The 24,099-nt window shown below is 67.0% G+C and carries 12 protein-coding genes and 1 pseudogene; 7 read left to right on the top strand and 6 right to left on the bottom strand.

From position 1 onward, the window contains the following. Positions 1-53: 53 nt before the first annotated feature. The gene (locus tag ABB07_RS09475; RefSeq protein ID WP_244189298.1) at positions 54-1,316 is read right to left on the bottom strand and encodes a cysteine desulfurase family protein; all 1,263 of its coding nucleotides are present in this window, start codon (positions 1,314-1,316) and stop codon (positions 54-56) included. A 365-nt stretch (positions 1,317-1,681) separates the two neighbouring features. Between ABB07_RS09475 and ABB07_RS09480 the strand changes: the two genes are divergently transcribed. The 5 genes from ABB07_RS09480 to ABB07_RS09500 all read left to right on the top strand — a co-directional run bounded on the left by ABB07_RS09480 (position 1,682) and on the right by ABB07_RS09500 (position 7,933). After that, positions 1,682-3,307, top strand: a complete 1,626-nt coding sequence (locus tag ABB07_RS09480; RefSeq protein WP_244189299.1) for a DEAD/DEAH box helicase — start codon at positions 1,682-1,684, stop codon at positions 3,305-3,307. Then, complete coding sequence (locus ABB07_RS09485; protein WP_244189300.1) at positions 3,304-5,178, top strand: ATP-binding protein; 1,875 nt, start codon at positions 3,304-3,306, stop codon at positions 5,176-5,178. The genes ABB07_RS09480 and ABB07_RS09485 overlap by 4 nt, the downstream gene beginning before the upstream one ends. Next, a complete protein-coding gene (locus ABB07_RS09490; protein WP_208898297.1) occupies positions 5,175-6,077 on the top strand; it encodes a phospholipase D family protein in 903 nt (300 codons plus the stop codon). The genes ABB07_RS09485 and ABB07_RS09490 overlap by 4 nt, the downstream gene beginning before the upstream one ends. A gap of 192 nt (positions 6,078-6,269) precedes the next feature. Continuing rightward, positions 6,270-6,917: a hypothetical protein gene (locus ABB07_RS09495; RefSeq protein ID WP_208898298.1), complete on the top strand. Its 648-nt coding sequence runs from the start codon at positions 6,270-6,272 to the stop codon at positions 6,915-6,917. Positions 6,918-7,132: 215 nt separating this feature from the next. Then, positions 7,133-7,933 (top strand): adenine nucleotide alpha hydrolase family protein, encoded by an 801-nt coding sequence (locus ABB07_RS09500; protein ID WP_208903369.1) that lies wholly within the window; start codon positions 7,133-7,135, stop codon positions 7,931-7,933. Between the two features lie 113 nt (positions 7,934-8,046). Here the strand turns inward: ABB07_RS09500 and ABB07_RS09505 are convergent, their stop codons facing one another. The 3 genes and pseudogenes from ABB07_RS09505 to ABB07_RS40690 all read right to left on the bottom strand — a co-directional run. Continuing rightward, positions 8,047-8,895 (bottom strand): hypothetical protein, encoded by an 849-nt coding sequence (locus ABB07_RS09505; RefSeq protein WP_208898299.1) that lies wholly within the window; start codon positions 8,893-8,895, stop codon positions 8,047-8,049. 60 nt (positions 8,896-8,955) lie between these two features. After that, on the bottom strand, positions 8,956-10,398 hold the full coding sequence (locus ABB07_RS09510) for a DNA phosphorothioation-associated putative methyltransferase (protein WP_208898300.1): 1,443 nt from the start codon (positions 10,396-10,398) through the stop codon (positions 8,956-8,958). Between the two features lie 387 nt (positions 10,399-10,785). Beyond that, a pseudogene (locus ABB07_RS40690) lies at positions 10,786-10,988 on the bottom strand (transporter); the annotation flags it as partial. A gap of 94 nt (positions 10,989-11,082) precedes the next feature. On the opposite strand from ABB07_RS40690, the gene ABB07_RS09515 reads away from it, so the two are divergent. Beyond that, positions 11,083-15,663 (top strand): sacsin N-terminal ATP-binding-like domain-containing protein, encoded by a 4,581-nt coding sequence (locus ABB07_RS09515; protein ID WP_244189301.1) that lies wholly within the window; start codon positions 11,083-11,085, stop codon positions 15,661-15,663. An 871-nt stretch (positions 15,664-16,534) separates the two neighbouring features. Beyond that, positions 16,535-18,181, top strand: a complete 1,647-nt coding sequence (locus ABB07_RS40695) for a recombinase family protein (protein ID WP_244189302.1) — start codon at positions 16,535-16,537, stop codon at positions 18,179-18,181. A gap of 304 nt (positions 18,182-18,485) precedes the next feature. Here the strand turns inward: ABB07_RS40695 and ABB07_RS09525 are convergent, their stop codons facing one another. Continuing rightward, a complete protein-coding gene (locus ABB07_RS09525) occupies positions 18,486-21,056 on the bottom strand; it encodes a competence protein CoiA family protein (RefSeq protein WP_208898302.1) in 2,571 nt (856 codons plus the stop codon). Positions 21,057-21,161: 105 nt separating this feature from the next. Further along, on the bottom strand, positions 21,162-24,092 hold the full coding sequence (locus ABB07_RS09530) for a putative dsRNA-binding protein (protein ID WP_208898303.1): 2,931 nt from the start codon (positions 24,090-24,092) through the stop codon (positions 21,162-21,164). Positions 24,093-24,099: the final 7 nt, after the last annotated feature.

The following is a 24,099-nucleotide window of genomic DNA, read 5'->3' on the forward strand; positions in this document are numbered from 1 at the left end:
ACCTCTCCGTGTCCTATGCGATTGCTCTAGCGAGGTGTTAAACGGGGTAACGGTCAACGAGGACCATCGGCTGCGGCCAAGGCGGAACCAACCTGCGTCACGGCCCGTACGACAGCCTGTGCCGCGTACTCAATTTCGGCGTCCGTAGTCGCGTAGCCCAGCGAGAAGCGGATCGTGCTGTCGGCGTCGTCCCGAGTCAGCCCCATGGCCAGGAGCACGTGGCTCGGCGTCGGGGCACCGGACGCACAGGCGCTTCCCTCCGAAGCGGCGACATCGGGCATGGCGGCCAGGACAGCATCGGCAGGCACTCCCGGAAAAGTGATACTGCTCACGCCAGGGAGTCGCTGATCCCTTCTGCCGTTGATACGGCACTCAGGCAGAGCGTCGGTCAGCAGACTCTCGAGGCGATTACGCAGCGTTGCAACACGCTTGGCTTCTTCACCGAGGCGGCGTCGTGCGGCGTCGGCCGCGGCGCCGAGACCGATGATTCCCGCCACGTTCAAAGTGCCGGCACGCCAGCCACGCTCCTGTCCGCCGCCCACCAGGAGCGGCCTGTGCGGCAGCGACGTCCCGCGCCGCACGTACAGCGCACCAACGCCCTGCGGGCCGCCGAACTTGTGGGCCGACAACGACAGCAGGTCGACATCAAGCTCGGAAACGTCTACGGGCAGCCGGCCGATCATCTGCGTGGCGTCCGTGTGGAGGAGGGCACCGGCCTCGCGGGCCGCCTTCGCCGCAACTCGAAGATCGGTCAGAACGCCGGTCTCATTGTTAGCCGCCATCAAGGAGACCACGCCCCCACTGCGGGCCGCGAAGACTTGCTCCAGAGCGTGCAGATCCACCAGGCCGTCGGCCCCCACCGGCAGCAGCACAAGATCCTCGGGCCGCTCGGCGGTCACCGTCCGGGCCGTCTCCAGCACAGCAGGATGCTCCACGGAGCTCGTAATGAGCGGACTTCCAGCCGTGTAGGCAGCACGGAGGGCCAGGTTGTTCGCCTCCGTCGCCCCGGACGTGAAGATGATCTCGCCGGGTGAGCAGTTGAGCAGGTCGGCTAGCTGTCGACGAGCAAGGTCGACCCGGTGCGCCGCCCGCCGTCCCGGTTGATGCATGCTTGAGGCGTTTCCGACGGTCTGCATGGCTTCGATGACGGCCGCAGCAGCCTCCGGCCGGATCGGAGCGGTGGCATTGTAGTCAAGATAGGACATAACCGACCCATCGGACTCGTTCACCATCTGCCACCCCGTCTCGCTCGTGTCGCACACCAATGTACTGCTGGTGGAAAGCTCCTCCCGCATCCGGGGTTCCACCAGGAGCACGAAGCGATCCTAGTCACGCAGCGAGATCCACTAGCCGAATCACTCAGAAGCGTGGTGTCGCAGACCGCTTACCGAACGAATGTTCTACATCATGTGAAGGGTGTGCAACTCGCTCGCGGAAAGATCCCCCAAGGACTCGTAAGACCTGGCCGTGAGGAGACAAATCCCTGTCCTGGCCGGGCTTTTCGTCTGATGATGCACTGACTGTCAGTGCCCCCGATTAGGGTGTTCGCACGCTGCGACGTGGCAGTACCTGCCCGTTGGAGCGGTGCTTGGCGTGCTCGAACTGGGGGTGGGTTCATGACGACAGTGCTGACCGACGCGTGTGCGGGCTCTTGCCCGCAACGCATCGGGCAGGTGATGCCGTGACGACGTGGTCACCGGGGATGTCCTTCCGGGCTCTTCTGGCCGATGCGCCCATGTCGTACATCCGTGCACATCTGGGCGAGCAGCTGTGCGCCCTGCTCGATCTGATCGAGGGAGGCGCGGCGGCAGATGACCGTCTGCGTGCCGTGGCTCCGATCGCCATCGACGCCGAGCGCCTGGTCACTGACGAGGTCGAACGCTCCGCGCTCATCGCCATGATTCCGGGCCCCAAGCAGGCCGAGCTGGCGCAGCGGCTTGGCTCCGTAGGTGATGATCAGGCCCCACTGGACTACCTGCGGAGCCTGAAGTGGACGGCGGACGAGCGGCGAGAGCTCTTGGAGTTCTTGGGCTTCACGATCGATCGAGTGCCGTCCCTCCCGCCGGCGTTCAAGCAGGAGGCGGCCCCTGAGTACGGGTTGTTCCCGCATCAGCGACACGCGGCAGCCCGGGTCAAGGAACTGCTGTACGACGGCACGCGGCGGACAGTGCTCCACCTGCCCACCGGCGTCGGCAAGACCCGGACGGGCATGAGCCTGATCTGTGATCACCTGCGGCAGCATGAACCCACCGTGGTGGTGTGGCTGGCACACGGGCAGGAACTGCTGGAGCAGGCCGCCGCCGAGTTCGAGCGCGCCTGGGCCAAAGTTGGTGATCGTCCGCTCCCCGTTCTCAGAGCATGGGGCAACGCCCCGGTGGAACTCGCAGGCATGACCGACGGTCTAGTCGTTCTCGGCCTGGAGAAGGCCGTCTCGACAGCGAAGTCGAACCCACAGTTTCTGGCCACCCTCGCGGCCCGCAGCACTCTGACCGTGTTCGACGAGGCGCATCAGATCATCGCTCCCACCTTCCAGAGAGTCGTCGACGAGCTGACGATCCGTCACGATGCGAGCCTCCTTGGGCTGACGGCCACCCCTGGACGTACATGGGCCGACATCTCCAAGGACGAGGAGCTCTCCGACTACTTCTCCCGGCAGAAGGTCATGCTGGAGATCGAGGGCTACACCAACCCTGTGACGGCCTTGATCGAACAGGGGTACCTGGCAAAGCCGCTCATGCGGACTGTGGCCTCCGAGCCGGGCGTACACCTGTCGGCCCGCGATCAGCAGCTCCTTGCACGGTCGTTCGACATCCCGGCCGCGATGATGGCCCAGCTCGCGGGGGACGAGCAGTGGAACCTGAAGGTTGTCCAGACGATCATGGAGCTGCTGGAGCAGCACCGACGGATTTTGGTGTTCGCAGCGTCCGTCGACCACTGCCGGTTGATCGCGGCCGTGCTGTCGGCGGCAGGCATCGATGCTGAGTTCGTGACCGGCGAGTCCTCCCCTCGGCACCGCAGCCAGGTCATCGCTCGATTCAAGGGGTCCGGCCGGCGCCCCATGGTTCTGTGTAATTTCGGCGTCCTGACGACCGGTTTCGACGCCCCAGCCGCCAGTGCGGCAGTGATCGCCCGTCCGACCAAGTCTCTGGTGCTCTATAGCCAGATGGTTGGTCGAGTCATCCGCGGCCCCAAGGCCGGCGGCACCCCCACCTGCGAGATCGTCACCGTCGTCAACCCGGAGCTCCCCGGGTTCGGCGACGTGGCAGAGGCATTTACCAACTGGGAAGACGTATGGGAGACAGCGTGACCAGCGACGGCAGCAACTACCGGATCGTCAGCCCTTCGCTGACCGTCAAGGCCATGCGGGACAGCGGCTACAAGAACACGGCCTACGCCCTTGCCGAACTGATCGACAACAGCATCGACGCCAAGGCCACGCTCGTGGAGGTCTTCGCCTGCGAGAAGCCGGTAAAGGTCGGCACCCGGACCAGCCACCGCGTAGAGACCATCGCCGTCCTCGACAACGGCCACGGCATGGAGCCCCCGCAGCTGCGGCGGGCACTGAAGTACGGCGACGGTCAAGGCGCCGACCCCGGCCGCATCGGCCGTTTCGGCATGGGGCTGCCCAACTCCAGCATGTCCCAGTGCACCCGGCTGGACGTCTGGTCCTGGACCAACGGCCCGGGGAACGCGATGCACACTCATCTCGACCTCAAAGAGATCGAAGAAGGGTCGATCGATGACGTTCCCGAGCCCACGCACGACCCGCTGCCGGACGAGTGGCGGGATCTGAGCGAGGGGCTCAGCGACGCCGGCACGCTCGTCGTCTGGACCGACCTCGACAAGGTGAACTGGTACGGAGCCGCTGCCACCCTGAAGAACACCGCTGATCTGATTGGCCGCGTCTACCGGCACTACCTCCACGATGGACGCGTCGACATCCGGATGGCTCCCGTCCGAGATGGCAAGGTTACGGACGGGGAGTATTACGCCGTACCCAACGACCCGCTCTACCTGATGGCTCATACCTCCACCCCGGAGCCGTTCTCGGACAAGCCGATGTTCATGCCCTTCTCCATGGGCAGCGAGTCCGAACCTGGCGTGACGCACTTCCCCGTGATCCACGAGGGCAAGAAGCACAACATCACGGTCCGAGCCTCCATCGCTCGCCCGGAAGCCCGCCGTGCCGACGTCGAAGGCCACCCGTGGCCTGACGGCATCAGCCGCACCTCCGACCCCGGCACCCTCCCGTGGGGCAAGCACGCCAGCCGCAACGTCGGTATCTCGCTCGTGCGGCAGGGCAGAGAGCTGGATCTCGACTCGTCCTGGGCTATCGGCTACAACCCGACGGAACGGTGGTGGGGCGTCGAGGTGGAGTTCCCGCCGGAGCTCGACCCCATCTTCGGCGTGACGAACAACAAGCAGAGCGCCACCGTCTTCTCGTCCCTGGCCCACTTCGACTGGAAGGCCCACGCCGAGGCCGGCGAGTCCTTCAAGGGCTTCAAGGAGCGCCTTGCCGAACTCGGCGATCCGCGTCTTCCTCTCATCGACCTCGTGCTCTACCTGGAGGAGAAGCTCCTGCCGGCCATCCGGCGGCAGCTGAAACAGCAGACGGTAGGTACCCGCAAGACCAAGAAGCGGCACGACGACGACGTCGCTTCCAAGGCCACGGACGCTGTCAAGCGCCGCAGCGAGGAGGGCTACACCGGCAAGACCGACGAGCTGGACGAAGGCGCTACCCCCGAGGCCAAGCGACAGGAACAGGTTGATGCCCTCACCCAGAGGCACCACCTGGACGAGGACACCGCGCAGTCCATGGTCGAGGAGGCCCTGGAGAAGGACCTCCGCGCACGTTGGATCTCCAGCTTCCAGGACACCTCCGCCTTCTTCAGCATCGACCTCATGGCCGGCATGCTGCAGGTGATCTTCAACGAGAAGCACCCCCTGCACTCTCAGCTGATCACCGTCCTCGAAGACGTCCCGGAAGATGCGGACGCGGACGAACTGCGTGACCGGCTTAACCAGGCTGCCGAGACCTTCAAGCTGCTGCTCTTCTCCTGGGCGCGCATGGAGGACGAGACCTACCCCGACCGCGAGCGCGAACGCATTGCGGACGCGCGTCGGGAGTGGGGCCGGTACGCCCGTGACTTCGTGGATGGAAAGGCCGGCGACGCGTGACCGAGCCCGCCCACATTTGGCGGCAGATCGAAGAACTGATGGCGGGCGCCCATGGACGCGTAACCCTTGTGGCGCCCTTCATCAAGCGCGAAGTGCTGGCAGCCGCCCTCACCGCCGTCCCCGACTCAGTGGAGACCATCAACTGCATCACGCGGTGGATCCCCGAGGAGGTGGCGGCGGGGGTCTCGGACCCCGAGATCATTACCCTCGCGGAGGACGACAAGCGACTGCGCGTTGCCCTGTGCCCGAGCCTGCACGCCAAGCTCTACCTCACCGGCGAACGCTGCCTGATCGGGTCGGCCAACCTGACAGGCAAGGCCACCGGGCGGGTCCCGAACCCGAATATCGAGATCCTGGTCGAGGCGTCCGCAGCGCATCCCGAAGTCTCCCGAGTGCTCCGTGAGATCGAGGCTCGTGCGATCGAGGCGACGCCCCACATGGCCGCCCTGGTGAGACAACAAGCAGAGCTGCTGAAGGCCCATCGCCCTGCTGCCTCCGACCAGCCACGAGAGGAAGCACAGCAGGGCTGGTACCCGGTCACGCGACGTCCGGAGACTGTGTACCCGTACTACTGCGGAAGGGCCCAATTCGGGCGATCCGTGGAAGCAGCCATCCTCCGTGACCTTGCGTTCCTGGGCGTACCGGCGGGTTTGACCGAGGCCGAGTTCACGGACTGGGTCGAAAGCCGCCTGCGCCAAATTCCCGCCCTCCAAACGCTGGTGCAGGGTGATCGTCTGACCAACGTCGAGCTGCAGCACGCACTGCAGGAGCAGGCGGGCTTGACCGGTGAGCAGGCCAAGAGAGCGACTGAAACCATCGCCGCGTGGCTGCGACACTTCGGCCGCTTCTACACCGACGTCGGAACATGGGAAATCAGGCACGGACAAGAACTGTCCTAACCACTCGCCTGACGTGACGCCGGCCTCGGTACCGAGGCCGGCCCGCACCCGCATCTGGTCGGCGGCGAGCCGCTGTCGGACCCGCCAACCTGAACCGCGGACTCGCCTAGGATCTGTTCGGATAGCCAGCTGTGGCGGCAGCGCCCCACTTGGCGGTCTCAAAGGCAGGAACTCACGTGCGGGAAGGTTCTCATGGCTCAAGCGCGGGTCCCCTACCTGCTCGGGCATGCTGAGATCGCTTCTCTCTTCCAAATCGAACGCCAGACATCTCAGAAGTGGCGTACGGAGGGCACGCTTCCCGAGCCCGACCTAGTCGCTTCTGGTAAGCCGTACTGGTTGCTGACGACGGTGTTGAGGTTGGACGGTGTCGGAGACCGGCAGGTTGATGAGCGGCAGCTCGACGCCTACAAAGCCGCCATCTCCCACGCCTACGTCCCGCGGGAAGATGAACAACTACCTGTGATCATCGGCATCCAGGAGGTGGCTCGCGTCCTAGGTCGAGACGCCCAGGCCGTCTCCCGGTGGCGTAACCGTCGACGTATCGCCGAGCCAGACCTCGTTCTCTCTGGCTCTCCGCTCTGGCTCTTGGAAACGATCATCGCGGATGCGTATCAGCGGCAGCGATCCGTCGTCCTCGCCGAAATCGCCCTGCTCCGCGCAGGACAGCGTGCCCCACAGAAGCCTCGCGGCCGCAGGTCAGGCAACCCCGCCGTGCGCCCGCCAAAGGCGGTGGCGCCAGCAGAACGAACCTTCACGAGCGACGAGCAGGCCACCGCCGTGGAGTTCCTGGAATCGGTACTAACCCAGGGCTACTCCGTCGTGATCAAGCCTCAGACCTGACTCAACTGACCCTCTCCAACTAACGACCCGAACGTCCAACGCCACTTGGCTGCGCCCACGTTCGCCGACAGCTGCGAGAGAAATACTTGATGAGCGTCAGGGTTATCCATACTCTCTCTCACATGTCGATCTTGCAGAGCACCAGCGGCGCCCATACCGCCGACTCAACCGACACCGACCCACAGGCCGCCTTCTGCGAGCCGAACGACAACCCGATGAAGGTCGTCTCCTACGGAGGCGGCGTGCAATCAACGGCGCTGCTAGTGCTGGCGGCCCGTGGAGAGATCGACTTCCACACCTTCCTCTTCGCCAACGTCGGCGAAGACAGCGAGCACCCGGCAACACTCACCTACGTTCGCGAGATCGCCATCCCGTACGCCGCAAATGCGGGACTGGCTGTCCACGAGCTCAGGCGGCGCCGACGCGATGGGGCCGCGGAAACGCTCATGCAGCGGCTGAACCGGCCGGACACCCGGTCGATCCCCATCCCGGTCCGCATGGCCAACGGTGCTCCTGGCCGCCGCAACTGCACAGCCGACTTCAAGATCAAGGTGGTCGGACGGTGGCTCCGGGAGCATGGCGCCACCGCGGAGGCCCCGGCGGCGGTCGGCATCGGCATATCGCTCGACGAAATCCATCGCGCCAACCGCCGGCGGAGGGAAGCCCACGAGGTCATCGAGTACCCACTGCTCGACCTCGGGCTGCGCCGGGACGACTGCGAGCGCATCATCGCCGAGGCCGGCCTGCCGGTACCGCCCAAGAGCTCCTGCTTCTTCTGCCCCTTCCGCACCGTCGACGCCTGGCGCCACCAGCGCCGGCACGAGCCCGAGTTGTTCGCTCAGTCGGTCCGGCTGGAGGAGACGATCAACCGTCGACGGGCCGCACTGGGGCGGGATGCCGTGTATCTCACGAGGTACGGCGTCCCGCTCACTCAGGCCATCCCTCACCAGAGCCCGGGGGTAGATGACGTCGATGAGGATGAGGGGGCTTGCGACTCCGGCTGGTGCATGACCTGATACGTGCCGAGCAGGCCGCGATGGGTGGGGCCCGAAAGTCATGGCTTCGGACCCCACCCGTCATTTGTCCCTGTCGTCCGACGTGGCCGCCGCAGGGCGCTGCCGGTGACAGATCAGAGCTCGGGCGGCTCACCGGGCTGAAGGTGGAGGACGGCGAGGTACTCGCCGTAGGGCATCTCTTCGTCCACCCAGCGGCTGCCCGAGGGGTCGGGAATCCACATGCCGTCGAGAAGGTACTTGTCATCGAAGACGGCGACGCGGTCCTCCTGCACCGCTGCCGCCATCAGCAGTTGGATCCCCAGCAACAGCACCGTGGAGGCTTCCCTCAGCGCGCAAACCTCGGCGTGCCCGGTGGGAAAGACGTTCCCGTCCGCATCGCTGTCCGGCTCAGGGATGACGGCACGACCCCGGACGACCATCTCGTGCAAGGCAATCACCTGGGCCACCGCTGCCGCCACCGGCGTGCTGGCACCCGGCACGCCATCCGGGGCATGCGTCCCCAGATGGTCGGCGACCGCGTGAGCATGGACGGGCCATTCCTCGGCGTGGTGATGCAGCCGCCGTTCGGCGGCCTCAACGGCCATCCACGGCTCCGTGGCGTCCGGGTGCAGCAGCCGAACAAATCCTTCAAGTGCCGCGCGCAGGTAGCTGAGACGAACCTGGTGCTGCTGCCACTCCTCCATCATCTCGGTCCAGATGGCGTCGAAGTCGAGGCCCGCCGAGCACATGCCACCGTCGTCGTACGACATGTCGAACGTCACCGTGCGCAGGCCCTGGGCGAGCCGCAGCCACTTGTAGGCCGTATCCCAGACGTCCTGCGCCCCGGGGACTCCGGTGACGGCGGAGGCATGCTCCACCCAGTCGGTGAGTTCACGGACGTGATCCTCGGGCTCGGACAACGCGAGCATTGACAAGGTGCGGTATGAGGGCAGGCAGGAGCCCTCCATCCGGGTAGTGGTCATAGGGTGGAGCGTGGCACACAGCACTGACAATCGCTCCGGCGCCGGGCTGCGGTGCGACGCTCAGGTGCTAGTGGTGCGGCGTACGAGCCGGTGGCCGCGCAACTCCCGCCCGCAGCGTACGAGTTCCCTCTCCCAGCCCTCTTCGGTGCCGATCAGGTGCGGGCTCTCGTAGAGGCCAGCGCGAACCTCGGTCTCCGTGAGCCTCCGGTACTTGGGTGCGTCGGGATCGTCCTCGGCAAGGAATTCGTGCTTACGGTGGAGAAGGGGACGGTTGGTGGAGTCCGCGTACGAGGTGAAGGAGGACTTGAGGGTCTTCAGGTCGACGGCGTACGAGGCCGCGATACGCGGGTGGGGATCCGTGTCGAACTCGGGGTAGTCGAGCCAGCTAACACCGCGGCCCTGGTGACGGAGCTTGACGACGGACCACTCGCCAGGGCGGCCAGCAGCGATGCTCGCGCACTGCTCGTACAGGCGCAGTACGGCCGGGATCCGGTGGAGTGCCCGGCGGTGCACGTACAAGGCGGTCGCGGTGAATTTACCGGCGATCGATCCGTTCATCGCGCGACGGACGTAGGCGTCGTCGCGCAGCTTGAACAGCAGCCGATCGGCTCGCTGGCACGCCTCGGTGTATGAGGGAAAGAAAGCACGGATGTCCAGTTGAACCGGCAGGGGCAGACTGCTCACGGGGCCTCGGCCATGGAACAACTCCAGCGCGAGGAATAGCAGCGTGTCGAGGGCTCCTCGTTCGGCGCTCCGCTCCACCTTCACCGGGTCGGCTTCCTGCTCGGCAAGGCGCTTCAATTCAGCGGGGCGCAGGTGGCCGAGCAGGCTGATGATGGACTGCGGCATTTCCTCAAGCTGCGGCATCCGGCCCCGCTGCTCGAGATGAGCGACAACCGAGGTGATCGCCGAGGCGGTGTCCTCTGAAGCCAGCCATCCCCCGTCAGGGGCGACCTGGCGGGCGAGATAGCTCAGGCGGGCCGCATCGTCCTTGAAGGCGTAGACGATGCCCGGCGCCGCCGAGACGCAGCGGACGCCGGTTGCTTCCTCTACGTAGTCGCGCAGCTCGCCGGCGGCGTAGAGGTGCTGGAATGTGCGGCGCTGAGTGAGGATGCCGTCGCCGTACTCGGTGCCTTTGATCTGGTTGCGCTCCCACCTCAACCGTGCGGATACCACGAGCACGGATTTGGTGAGTTCCCAGGCGTGGAGGAGCGTGTCTCGTCGTTCGACGGGATTCTCGATGACGTTCAGGACATAAGTGAGGAGGACCACCTCGGCAGCCTCACGCCGCCCATCGGGGAAATGCACCGGGTCCCAGCCCACGGCATCAAGACCGAGGTTCTGCAGTGCCCGTACATCCCCACCGCGTCCGCACCCGTAGTCCAGTACGCCTGTGTCTGGTTTCAACTGGAGGTCGCCAACTGCACGACGGGCCGGTAGCGAGAGGCCGACACGGCCGATGGCGGTCCGATGCCTCTGGCTGCCCCAAAGTTGCTGCGTCATCGGCGTCCCCTGATTCCACGGACGGGCCAGCATGCGACAGCACCAAACCTTACGTGAGACCCGCTCCGGAGGACCCGGCTCACGGTGAGCTGCACCACCCAGCTGCCCACGGACCACACATCGTCAAAGATCCGCTTGGTGGTAGCAGGGATTGCTCGCTGCTCGAATCACCCTCAAGGGTGAGCGCATCAGGAACATGCCAGACCCACCCAGGCTAGACAGGCAGGGCGACACAAAGCGCACGATCCCCGGTTAGCGAAACCTGGGATCGTCCGGACTATTGGTGCACCGCCATTCCCTGTCCGCCGCGTCGAAGGGCACCACCAAGACGACAACCCACAACTCCAGATGCGTATGCGTGTGGCATGCCTCCGGCAGAAGAGGTCTCTACGCCGCGGCGTAGCTGAGGCGGAACAGGTCCTGCGCGCTCCAGGTTCCGCTCCGTACGCAACTGCAGCTCCAGGTCACCCCGTGCCGTGGTGACCGACCTCCGTCACGTCCCGAGTGAAGCCGGGTACGAGGTCGACCGACTTCGGGCCGGCCTTGAGGTAGACGAGGAGCTTGGTCTGCTGCGGCGGGCAGACGCAGGAGCCTCGGCTTGTTCTGAACAACGGCTCCGGTACGTCTGCCCGGAGGAGAGAATCGATGGCCGGGGCAGGAGCGACAACGGGTGGGGGAAGGGTCATGGCACGGTGGACGGCCAACGAGAAGGAAGCCGCCGAGTGGGCGGAGCGGCTGTTCAAGAAGACGTGCGCGCCCGGGCCGAACGTGCCCGAGCCAACGACGCCGGAAGCGGTCCATGCAGCCATCAAGCGCTTGGCTGAGCTGCCCACCGAAACAGGTGTGATGCAGGACTTGGCGATCGGGGCCCGACGCGCGGCGAAAGGGGTATCCACGGATCGTCTCCAGGGGCTGTCGGAGGTCGTGCAGAATGCGGAGGACCTCGGAGCGACCGAGGTACGGATCCAGGTACGTGAGGCGACCCTGCTGGTGGCCCACAATGGCAAACCGGTCGTGTTGACAGACGTCATTCCGCTGTCGATGCCGTGGCTGACGAGCAAAGCCGAGGACGCGGAGGCCATCGGGCGTTTCGGCATCGGTCTCATGACTCTTTTCCACCTCTCGTCGACAATCGAGGTGCACAGCGGCCACTACCGTCTACGGATCAGCGAATCTGGTCTGAGCCTGGCCCCAGCGTGTCTTCTTCCCCCTGAGCTGGGCGGCGACGAATGGACGGTCTTCCGTGTCCCGCTCACCGAGGAGCCGCTCACCGCATCCGACGTGGACGAATGGCTGGCCTCCTGGGGAAACGAGGCACTGCTCTTCCTTCGTCATGTCGCCGCGGTGATCCACCTCGACACCCACGGCCGGACTGTGCGGCGTCTTGCGCTGCGACGAGAGGCCGCCAAGCAGTTCACCGCCGAAGTCGCGGGGCAATGCGTATCGGTCGAGGTGGAGGATGTACGCGATCCCGTCGGCGTGCGCTGGCGGGTCTGCCATGCTGTCGTGGTGTCACCGCCGGGCCTCGAGCCTGCGGCGAAGGCTTTCGGAGACACCACTCCCCTGGCCGTGGCCCTTCCGTTGGAACCTGTGGCCACCGCCGCGCCCGTCAGCGAAGCCCGATCTGGGCACGTCCACGTCCGGCTCCCCGTGACCCCTCTCGCTCTACCCGTCCGTGTACACGCCGCGTTCGATCCCACCCCGAGCCGGCAAGGGCTCCAAGCCACCGCCTGGAACAAGGCGCTCGTACCACGCTTGGCAGATCTGTGGGCGGCAGCGGTAACCGAACAGTTCCGGCTCGTCCCAGCGTCGTCCTGGCAGATGGTCCCTCTCCCACAGAAGACAAGCCGGCAAGAGCAAGCCGAGGTCGTCGACGCGCTGGAAGCGGCACTGCTGGAGCGGGCCCGTCTGCAGGTCTCTGCGCGTCTACGGGTCGACGTTTCCTGTCAGGAACCCCAGGCGCTTGAGGACCTAGCCCTTGAAGCCGCTGAACTCACCAGTGTTCTGACCGAAGCTGAGATCGAGCGGCTCACCGAGCACCCGGCTCTCCCTTACGCCGCGCGGGACTCGGCAGGCCGCTACCGCCAAGTCCTCAAGGACTGGGCGGACCACGGTGCAGTCAAGCCGGTGTCCGTCGACGTGTGGGACGCCCTGGAGCTCCTGGGGGATGAGGGCCGCTCCCTGGAAAGCACCATCGAGCTGGCCGCCGTGGGGGTGGCATCCGGGTGGGCAGACCACCGGCTGTCCTCCTTCGCCTGGCTGGCGGACGAGAGTGGCGCCCGGCACCGGCCCCCGGAATCCAGTGAACTGCGGATCTTCGCCGACCGCCCCGGCAACCTCGCGGAGAGCCTCGGCTTCGCCCACGTCCTGCATCCGGCCTTCCTTGCCGACTCCCCTTCCCCCACCCGCGTACGAGAGTGGTTAGCCAAACGCGATGCTCTGCTGACGGACGGGGACGAGCTCACCGCCCTGCGGCGTCTGGCGAGTTACGGCAAGGCCCGTAAGGACGCACCAGCCTTGCAGCTCACCGACGAGCAACTGCGCAACCTCCAGGACGCCTTCGCCCGGCTCGACGCTCCCGACCGCTCCCGGCTCGGCGGCGACGTGGGCATGGCCGTCGCACTCCAAGCCCTCAGATATGACTCCGACGGCGGCCGACGCAACGTGTGGGAGTCTCCGGCGAAGTCGTACCTGCCAGCAGGCATCGACCGCGTCGACCGCACTGAGAGCTTCGCCTACGCCGCGGGGAACACCCCGAGCCTCACATGGCTGCGCCGGCGCTACAGCGACGTTCTGCGCGGGACCGGCGCCGGTTTGAGCCCCCTCAGCTTTCTCCGGCTGCTGGGAGCCGATTCGGCACCCCGAATCCAGCTGCACCGCCACCGTGAGAAGCGGCTCAATCGCCGGGAAGTGCCCGTTCACGCGCCGGGTTCACCGAAGAGCCGCATCGCGAAGATGAATGCGCTCGGCGCTGAGTACACCCTGAACGATCGGGAAACGCCCGATCTGGACGCCGTTGCACACGCGATCGCCGACGAGGCGGACGGAACGGTGCGACGTCAGCGGGCCATCGCCCTCATCCATGTGCTCGGCAGGACCTGGGCCAAGCGGTACGCGGAACATGAGTCGGTCACGGCCGCCTACGCCTACCGCTCCTGGTATTCCGTGGATACTGTTCCCGGGTTCTGGCTCTGGCGCCTGAAGGAGATCCCGTGGCTCGACAGTGAGAGCGGGAACCCTATGGCGCCATCGGTCCTGCGCCGACGGACCGAGGCGACTGCCGTGGTGTATGGCGCGGAGGCGGACGGGCTCCTGCACCCGGAGATCCAGTCCGCTGTCGGCCGTCGCGTAGACGTGCTGAAGGCCCTCGGCGTCGGCGGTGAACCCACCACCGCCGACATCGTGGGTCGGCTGCGCCGACTGCGAGACACGGAACGGGAAGGCGGAGGTCGCGACGCATCCGGTGCCCTGCTGCTCTACCGCGCCTTGGCCGCCAAGACGGTTCCCTCGCGTGCCCCTGCAGGCAACCTGTCCCGCGACGACCTCCGACGTGCCTTCACTCAAGGGGACGGACTCGTCCTCACCGACGCGGGATGGAAGACTCCGAACGCGTGCCTGCGCGGCACACCGCTGTTCGGCCGACTCCGTCCCTTCGCTCCCCACTTCACCGGCGGGGAGGCACTGTGGCAAATGCTAGGCGTGCCGGAGCCCGGCGCAGACGATGCCATCGCCGTCATCCGGGAACTGGTGCCGTCCAGTCCCGAGGCTAAGCGGAAGGAACCGGACGCGGAGACGCAGACGGTCCTGCTTCAGAGCCTGCAGTTCCTCGAGAGCCTGGCATCCAGCAATCCGGAAGCGCTGAAGGGCAGGCCGCTTCGGCGGCTGCCGCTATGGACGAGCCGCGGCTGGACGAGCCGTCGTCCTGTGTACGCCGTGGAGGACGAGGCGGTCGCCGCCTTGCTGGGCGCCGCCCTTGCCGAAAGCGGGAGCGACGCCGCAGTGTGGCGCCCCGGGGCGGAGATGGAGCACTTCCGCGGGCTCATCGACCGGCTCGGCGTCACCGTCGTCGGCCCCGACGACACCGCCCCGCACGTTACTGGGCGCCCCCTCCCTGACTCACACGCCACGGCCCGCCTCGCGGCAGCCGTGGCCCACCTCCGCGAGGACCTCCAACGCAACGATCCCGGCACGGCGCGCGAACTCACCTGCACCTGGGAAGAGCTGGCCAGTCTCCTCGTCTGTGTCGAACCCGGCCTGACGTGCACGGTCACGCTGCCCGGACCGGCCCCTCTGATCCACTTCCCCATCGAAACAGCAATCGACAGGGGACAGGGCGTCATGTATGTCCGATCTACCTCGGCGCTCGCACGCTTCTCCCACGCCGGCCGGACTCTCGCAGGCCGCTTCCGGGCCCGACGACGGGAAGTGGCCTACGCATGGGTGGCAGCCTGGGAACGCGCCGAGGCCGGCCTGTCCGCGATCGACATCACCCGGGCGGAGGACCGCATCAGCGCCCTCAACGAAGCAGCCGACGCGGAAGAGCAACAACGGCTGGCCGCCTTCCACGGTGAGATCCACGAACGCCACAAAAAAGCGCGGGCCAGAACGCCCGGCGACGCCAGGCCCGGAAAACGCCCCGCAGACGCCCAAGTCTCCCGGCCTGTGCACGCCCGGGGGCAGTTCAAAGAACGGCACCTCGTCGACCCCACCGAGCTACGCCCGGTGTTCACGGACTCCTCTATCGTCCCTCAGAACGACCGGTCGCGATCCGATGCCTCAGGCTCTAGAACCTCCAGCAGCTCAGGCCGTCCCTCGCTCTCCCGCCCAAGCTCAAGTTCAGCAGTTCCTCAGCAGCGGAGCGGAGTGAAAATGTTCACCCCGCAAGAGCAGGAAGGCGCCGCCCTGGCCCTGGTACGGGCGGCTCTGGCACGGGACTCCGAGGAATTGCGGGACCTGCGGGCCCAGCGCGGCGTCGGGGCGGACTCGGTGGACGAGTTGAATCGCTTCTACGAAGTGAAGTCATTCCTGGGGGCGGAGGAGGATTCCGTCTCCTTGACCCCGCACGAATTCGAACGGGCCGCCACCGAGAGCAACTTCTTTCTCGTCGTAGTGTCCGGGCTGCAGCGCGGGGCAGGCATACCGACAACAGTGCGGATCATTCTGGACCCGCTGCGGAAGCTGTCGGTCCGCACCAGCGAATCCGTCACGCTCACCGGTGTCCGGGGATGCGGGAGCCTTCAGATTCCTTTCGAACAGGCGGAATGACGGCAACGCCGGCCCAGAGAGAGGCGAGGCCGGCGCCTGGCATGCGGCCGAGGGATCGCAACATCGGCTTGTCTGCCTACGTCGACGGCAACCACGTGGTGGCCGACGCCCCCTACGACGGCAGAGGTTGAGGCAAACCCGTTCTGGTGGTCTCCCCACCCTTCGTGTGACTTTATTCGGTCAATTCGCGTGATCTTCTTCGGCGTGTCGAGTTGGCCCGGGAGTGTCCTGGAGAGCTTGCGTGAGACGACACATTCGAGATTCCGAGATTATCTGTGACTGGGGCGCGGGATTGTCTTCAGGGGAGTTCTTGCGGCCGTTGAGACCGCGACAATGTGCCGCGTGGAATTTCTACTATCTGCTCACCATCAGAGTAGGGCCGGGCCCCCGTATTCACCGGAGCGACCGTGAATCAGCTCTCGCGTCTTCTAGCCGACACGTCGGACGGCATCCTTGACGACACGGCCGAGGCTGAGCCTCCATCGACGGCAACCGTCAGCGTCGCCCCGGAAAGGCCCTGCCCCGCCGGAGGTCCGCGAGTGTTCGTGGAATACGTCGTTGTTGACGGCGAGGACGCTCAGGCGCTGACTCAACGTCAAGATGCCGCGATCCGCGAGGTGCTGAAGTGGTTCTACGCCTGCCACAGTGCCCCAGCGGAAGGCGGACAGACCGAAACGGCCAGCCCTACGCCTTCCCGCGCGGAGAGGGACACCACATGACAGTCACCCCACCTGCCCCCCGGTCGTCCTGGGCACCTCCGGTACCCGGCCGCCCCTGGGCCACCGACGTCCCGGACGCTGCGGCGCCTCCAGTGACTGTCCCGGTTGCCTGGCTCGGTCGAACCTCCACGGAGGACGCCCAGGACCCCACGTTGTCGCTGCCCCGACAGCTGCGCAACGCCAGAGCCGCTCTGCCAGCCGGCTGGCTGATCGTCGCCCACTTCTACGACGTCGAGTCCGGCCGCAAGGAACTGCACGAGCGAGGCAACTCCCTGGCCCACCAGGACTTCAAGATCCCCATCCCGCGCGACGGCAGCCTCACCGATCTCCTCGAGGAGGCCCAACGCCCTGACCGTCGCTTCGCTGCCGTCATCTGCGAGTCGATCGAGCGCGTCGCACGTCGCACATACTTCGGCACAAAGATCGAGTACGAGCTGGAGCAGGCCGGAGTCGCCCTGTGCGCCGCTGATGAGCCGATCGTCACCGGCTCAAAGGCGAAACGGGCTACGCCCACGCTCACCCGCCGCGTGAAGCAGGCCGTCTCAGAGTGGTACGTGCTGCAGATGCTGGAGCTGTCCTGGGACGGATTCATCGAACACATCTCCCAGGGCTGGAACGTCGGCAAGCCTCCCTACGGATACCTGGCAGAGAAGGTGCCCCACCCCGTCCCGGCTCGCCGATCCGAGGGCCGTACCAAACACCGGCTCGTCCCCGACCCACCCCGAGCTTCAACAGTCACGCACATCTTCCAGCTTCGTGGGCTGGACAAGCTCGGCTACGATGCGATCGCCGACCGTCTAAACCTGGACCTCGTCACCTACCCGCCTCCGGAGCCGACCCGCCCCAATGCAGCCCTGGGCCGCTGGAGCGGATCCGCTGTACGAGAGATTCTGCGCAACCCCAAATACACGGGCTATCAGGTTTGGAACCGTCGGGCGACGAAGAAGGGCGGCCGTAACAACGACCCCAGGGACTGGGTTTGGTCGTTGCGACCCACTCACGAACCTCTTGTCACCAAGGAGCTGTTCGACACGGTCTCCATGGTGGGCCGCAGCCGCCAGGGATCACGCACCACGAGCGGAGCCAGCGCTCACCGGGCCACCAAACGCTCCTACGTCCTGCGGTCGTACGTAACCTGCGACATCTGTGACCGCCGTATGTTCGGCAAGACCCGCCATGAGATCTCGTACTACGCGTGCCAGCCAGACCCGAATGAACATCGTGACACGCCGTGGTTTCTCGACCACCCCAAGAGTATCTGGATCCGCGAAGAGATCTTGATCGCGTCGATTTCAGGCTTCTTCTCTAAGACCATTTTCGGCCCTGAGCTACGCCACCGCAGAGTCGCGCTTGATGCCACTCGGTCCCCCAACAACATTGGGAACCGCGTCGCCGTGGAGCGAGCGGTACCGGAGTGTGCCATCACAGACACCAACCAGCGCCAGGCCCGTCTCACTCGCTCACTAGCCGACGGCTCCGGCCACAGTGACGCGGAAGGGGATCTCAATCCGGACGAGGAGAAGCAGTTCCGTCACGCGATCCGCCGGGAGCACGCCGCGCTCTGCCGACAGCGCACACAGCTCACCGATGAGTTGGCTCATCCGCGCGTGCAGAAGTTAGTGGCACGTGCCGCAGAAGAGACTCTGCCGGATCCGCTGTCGCCCCTCGACGTCGACCTTGCGCTGGTTCCAGAGGATGTCCAACGGCGGCTCTACGACACATTCGGGTTAGAGGTCCGCTACAGTCGGCCGCGCAATGAACTGACCCTTCGGGTGATAGTGCCAGGGCTTTTTGGTTGACGAGCGGACCGACCAGTCGCAGAGCTTTCGTACCTCAAGCCTGCTGCCGGGTGGTCCAGTACGGAACCGCGTCCATGGCCTCCATGAACCGGTGGCGGGAACGAGCTCCAGAGCCTGCCACACGACCACGTCGGTACCCGTGGGCTGAGAGAGCGATACCGGCCTCGTGCCCGGTCGCCTCCAGCTTCTTCACCACCTGCGCTCCGATTTGGTACTGCCGAGCGCTGCAACCGCCGTGGGGGATGGTCAGCCTGAGCCACACAGTATGGGCATGGCGCCCGCGATGCGTTGTGGACTCCATCGACTACCCACCGCTGTTCCGGTTCCTCGTCACGCGGTGTCGAAGTCCTCGATCCTGTCGGGGCCGAGGATCGGCCTCCACCTCCGAAGTAGAAGTACTGGCGTCATCACTAGACGACAGAGCAAGCAGCTGGGCGAGTCGCTCCTCGCAGACGTGGTGTGCGTCCTGGAGGTCCTGAGGGAGCTTGCCGTGGTGCTTCCTCTTGAGTTCCTTCGCACGGGCAAGGCCGTCACGAACAGCGTCGCGGGCAGCGGGCCCCCGTCGCCGCATGAGGTCGTCGAGCAGCCGACGAAGGTCCACCTGGACGTTGTCGTTCTCGCGCTCGTGCACCCACTCGCTCATGTCGCGCAGGTGGGGGCGATACTCGGCCTGCTGCTCGGCAGACAGCTTCGTACCGTACAGTTTGCCCGCCGCCTGCCAGACGCGTTTGGCCTCGGTGAGGTCGCCGGCTTGCCGGGCGTGGTCGAAGCGCCATCGCAGCCCTGCAAGTGTTCCAACAACCGCCGCCGTAGAAGCATCGAGAGGGCGCCCAGCGGGAGCGGGGGCCGCTGCGGCGGAGGGTTCGGGGCGGGGAGAGACTTGGGACATCGCGGCGGAGGCCGTGGCTTCGGCGGGTTCCGTTTCCGTGCTCCTCGACCGGCCGGCGCTGCTCGCGTACGCGTCGCGGATGCGGCCCGCCTCCAGCCGCCTGGCCTGATGGGCCTCGCTCTGGAGGCCCGGGACTGGGCGCCCATGACGCTGGAGGATCGCAGGGAAGTACGGCAGCGGCTTGCCGTCGTCTGTCACGACAAGTGCCGCGTACATGAGGTCGTGGTCCCTGAGGGGCTCGTCCACACGGAACAGGATGTTGGCGCGCCGCTCGTCCGAGAGCGCCGCGAAGTCGAAACCAGTGTTCGCCGAGAGCTCCCGCCACGTGATGTCGTCAGCTCCATTCCTCGCTCGCGCCTTGAGGTGCTCGCGTACGGCGAGCATGAGCTGGAGCGTCGGCAGACCTGCCGGCGAGATCAGTCCGGCTGCGGCCTGTGACCGGCTGCTTGGCTGCTGTGGCTGGAGCCGGGGGGCTGCCTGGGAGACGGGCGAGGCGGTGACGGGGCCGTCGCCGAAGAGTTCGTAGGCGCGCCGCCGTTCCATCTCGTTGATACGGCGAACCTGGTTCTCTGGAAGGCTGGATGCCCAGCCGAGCCCGGCAAGTAGAGCGGCAAAGAAGGACGGGACCTCACCGTTCTCCGTCCTGAGGAGGGAGGACAGTACCGGCTTGTCCTGGGCGCGAGGGAAATCGAGCGCTGTGAGGAGCTTGAGCCGGTGCTCCGAGGTGAACTGCTGGGGCTTCGCCTTCGCAGAACCGACGAGCTCGGCCCATGTAATCCGGCCGTGTATGCGGGCGGTCTGCTCCAGGGTCTTCCGGAAGGAAGCCACGATGTCTCGGTCGTCGAACCCTGGACGCGAAAGCGCGTGCGGCTCGAGCGGGCGGATGGTGCCTGCAGGCACCGGCTGGGCTGGCTTGAGGCCGTTCCAGGCTGCCGCCTCCCGGGCGTCGAGGCGTCGCGTTTGAGCTGCGGTGAGAAGCCACTCAGGCGTGTCCGTCGTGGTACCCGCGGCCGGCGCCAGGGTCACCCGCTCCCGCAGGAGGTACACCCTCGAAGGGTTGGGTGGCGTCGAAGCGCGAGGAAGCACGATGCGGGCCCGGGTGACAGCCGAGCCCAGAGGCTGGATGTCCGCGTCGTAGACGGCCCCCGGTGTGCCCGTGGGCGAGTGCACGTCGGTCCTCAGCACGGCCCCGGTGAACGCCACGGTGTCATCGGCCAGCTGGAAGAACAGCGGGGGCGTGGTGGATGCGGTCGCTTCGGCCGACCCACGCGGCACGATGCCCTGGCCGGTAGGCACCAGGCTCGGGGTGACGATCCCCTGCGAGGTCAGGGAGCACTCCTCCAGCGTGCTCCATTCGACGGTGTTGCCGGGCAGCTGGGTGCCGATCCACACCTCACGCGTGACACCGACCGTCCGGCACTCGACACGGATCGCATACCCGTGGGATTCCACCCGGTCGTAGGCCAGCATGCTGTCCGGGCCGAAGAGCCACTCGACGCGGTCGGCGCGCCTGGCGAGGTCCTCCGCCTCCTGTCGCCACGGGTGCAGCCCCAGCCGGGCCATCTGTACGCGTATGAGGTGCCGCCCGCCGGACAGTCGGAAGTCCACAGTCCCGCCCGGCCTGTCCCCGACGGTCCGGTACGAAGCCTTGGCCTCCCGGCGGTTCTGCTGGGCGAGCCATCGGGTCAGGGCTTGGCCGATGTAGAGGTGGTCGGCGCTGGACTCGCCGTTCGCGGTGCGACGGCAGTGGACGGGCGGGCGGTGCGCGAAGTGGCACTTCTTCTCGGTGTAGCGCTTGGCGCTGAGCTTCTTGCCGCAGCCCCCGAGGAGGGTGCCGCAGTAGAAGTCGTCGCGTGAGCGGCCTCGCATGAAGAGGTCGAACTCGTCGTGGTCGTACGGGAGGAAGACGGGCGTGTCGGATCCGGCCCGCCCGATGACGGCAGTCTGGACCTTGCGGGTGTCTTCCTCGTCGGCGAATGCTGTCACGACACGCTCCGGGGCGATGGGTCAGTACTGCGGGTTGATCGTGGTGCGCGCTTGGACCAAGGCTCGGCGAGTTCGGTCGCCGAGTGGCGGGCTCGCGGAGCGTGCTCAGGAGTACGGCTGCACGTCCTGTGCTCCTATTGGCCCGTTGGTGACTTCCCTGGGGAACCTCCCCCGATCAAGCGGCACGGAGACGTAGGCATCCATGCCCGCTGTGGCCAGGGGATGGAGGGGAGCCGTCTCAAGATCGCCGTGCAGGCGCAGCAGCACATGGTCGTCACCGACGAGGCAGTCGGTGAACGGAAGGGCGTGGGACAGCAGGCGGGCGAAAGCGTCGCATGCCGCCCGGACGTCCACCTTGTCAAGGCCGAGCCAGACGTGCAGCGTGCCGTCCTGAACCGTCAGCTCGACGTCGATGCGGGTGTCGGCCGCCTCGGCGGCTTCGCCGCACCACGTCAGGGCTTCGTCCAGCGCGCCGAGGTGAACGGGAAGCGGGCGGAAGACCTCCTGACGCATGTCATCGCGGACCGTGACGCCGGTGGCCGGGGCCTGGTCGCGCCACCAGTCCTGCACGACGTCGCGGACCGAGTCTGCCTGCGGCCCGCCGCTCAGCGCTCGCCGTACGGCGTCCGCCGCGTTTCGCCGGACCACGCTCGCGGCGTCGGATCCGGGGTCTGCGGCCATGCGGCGCAGGAGCGAGCCGGGCCCGATGCGCGTGTCGTCCAGGACCTTCCGGTAAAGCTCGCGCAGCGCGTCCGGTACGGCCGGGCCGTCCGGCCCAAGCAGGAGGCGGATGCGTTCTGCCCAGGCAAGAAACGCCTCGGTATCGCCGGTGGTGAGGAGGTCGGTGCCGAGGTCGCCGCGGGCGAGCATCCGGGCGCGCTGCCGTTCCGTCGGCCGGCCCAGGCCATCGAGCTGGGCCCGCAGGAGGAAAACGAGCAGGTCCCGTTCGGGGGTGGAAAGATCGTCGACGGCACCGTTGACGGGGGTGGCGAGTATGTCGAGGACGGCCTCGGCGGTGGCCTTCTTCGCCTCCGGCTTTCCGGGGGTTCCAGGCAGACGCTCGGTCCACTGGTGGACCCGGCCCTGAGCGTCCTGGAGCCTGATCGTGGCGGTGAAGCTCTTCAGGTGGTCTGGCCCCGTGACGTCGTACGTGTACTCGTGGTCGATGCCGTATGTGGTGGCCATGGTGGCAAGGATGGTCACCGGGTCGTGCTGGTGTTCCAGGCCGGTGAGCCAGTCGTCGAGGATGGCGGGCCGGCGCCTGAGCAGCCGAGGCCCGTGGATGCGCCAGGCCGCGGCGACGACCGCCTGGGTGGCGTCCGACACCGCTGTGCGGCTCTGTCCGCTCTCACCGCGGCTCGTCAGCATCCCTTCCGCGAGCTGGAGGGTCGCACCGAGCCTGGCGGTGTCGTCGTCAGAGACGGTAAGGATGCGTGCCTCGTCCTCGTCGGGGGTGAGGCTGTGTGCGAGGGCCTGGCGGACGCGGATGTGGGCGGCGAGGTGGTTCACCACGTGCGAGCCGTGGTGGGCGAGGAGGTGGTTGTCGCGCTGGCGTGCGGCGGTAACCGCCGCCTGGTTCTCGTGGATCCAGGAGGCATGGGTGAGGGCCTGGGCGAGGAGCGCGTCCGCGCGATGGCCGAGTTCGAACATGGCCGCCAGGTCGCTCACGGCGTCTCTGTGCCGGTTGCCCGGCTGCGCGTACGGCAGCGGCGACGCGGCTGGCGGGGTCGCGGGCGCTGCCTTCCGCTCGGCGCCCGCCGAGGCGGGCACATGCGGGTATGCGTCGAGCAGTGCTCGTGCCGCCGCTGCCCGCGCCGCCTTCTTGGACTGGCCGGTGCCCTGCGCCGTGCGGCCGGTTCCGGTGCGGACGGTGGCGCGGAAGACCTTGCGGTGGTCTGGGCCTTCCTCGTCGTAGTCGTAGGTCAGTCCTTCCTTGCGGAAGGCCGTTTCCGCCAGGGTGACGGGATCGGCTCCGGTCTCCATGGACGGGCGGTCGAGGTCGGGCCACACGGAGGCGACCAGTCTGCGGGCGATCTCGTGCTCGCCACAGAGGCTGAGCACGCCGAGGATCTGCCGGGCCACTCCTTCGAAGACGGATCTGGCGGGTTGCTGCGCCTCCCCCGCGCCCATGCGCACCAGGCCCTGCTTGGTGGCCCAGGCGCCGAGCGCGAGGTCGGCGGCGGCGCGTCGCCGGGCGTGTTCGCTCGACTGTTCGCCCGCCTTCCGAGGGGTCGCCCGTCGCACGTAAGCGTCGAGCAGGATCACGTCGAGCGCGGTGGCGCCGAGCCGGTCGAGCAGGCCGAGCACGTGCGGTGTGACCTGGTCGGCGTGGTGGCTCTCGTAGAGGTGACTGCGGTGTTCGGCGGCCATGCCGAGCCAGGCGGTGACCTCGGCGTCGGCGTCCCATCCGCGCACGGCCTTCCCCACGGCCTCGCAGACCTGTTGCCCGTAAGTGCCCACCAGCGACACGGGCGGCTCGCACAGCGCCGGGTAGGTGACGTCGTGGACGTCGAGTCGCCGTTCGGCGCGGGAGTAAGGCCGGACCGGATTGGGCGACGGACGCTGCCCGGCCGCGGGCGGGGCTGACCGCGCGGGCCGGGCCGGGCGGGCGACTTCGGGCGGTGTGGTCCGGCCCCGGCGGGTGGACGTCGGGCGCTGGTGGGCAGGACGCGAGACGGTGCGCCGAGGGGCCTCCTGCACCTTTCGCCCGCCGGTCGGCGGTGTGCCGGACCTGCCGTCCAGGAGGTCCTTGAGTTCGTTGGTGAGCCAGCAGGGCAGTCCCGTTGGGGGGTGGCCCCCGTCGAAGAAGTCGCCGGCCAGGTCCATGCAGTACGCGTACCGCTCCCACTCATGGTGGCGCGCGTGCTCCTGACCGAGCGTGCGCAGCGCCGACCGCATCCGCGCGTACGGCACCGTCTGGTCGGCCAGTTGGTACGACGTCCGGTTTCGCGCGGCGTCGATGGCGAGCGCGATGCGGTGCACGGGTGTCGGCGGCGCGGTCTCGCGCAGCGACACGATGCCGACCCAGCGGTTCATGGCCCTC

The organism is Streptomyces incarnatus, from assembly GCF_001027185.1.
GTDB classification, from domain to species: domain Bacteria; phylum Actinomycetota; class Actinomycetes; order Streptomycetales; family Streptomycetaceae; genus Streptomyces; species Streptomyces puniciscabiei.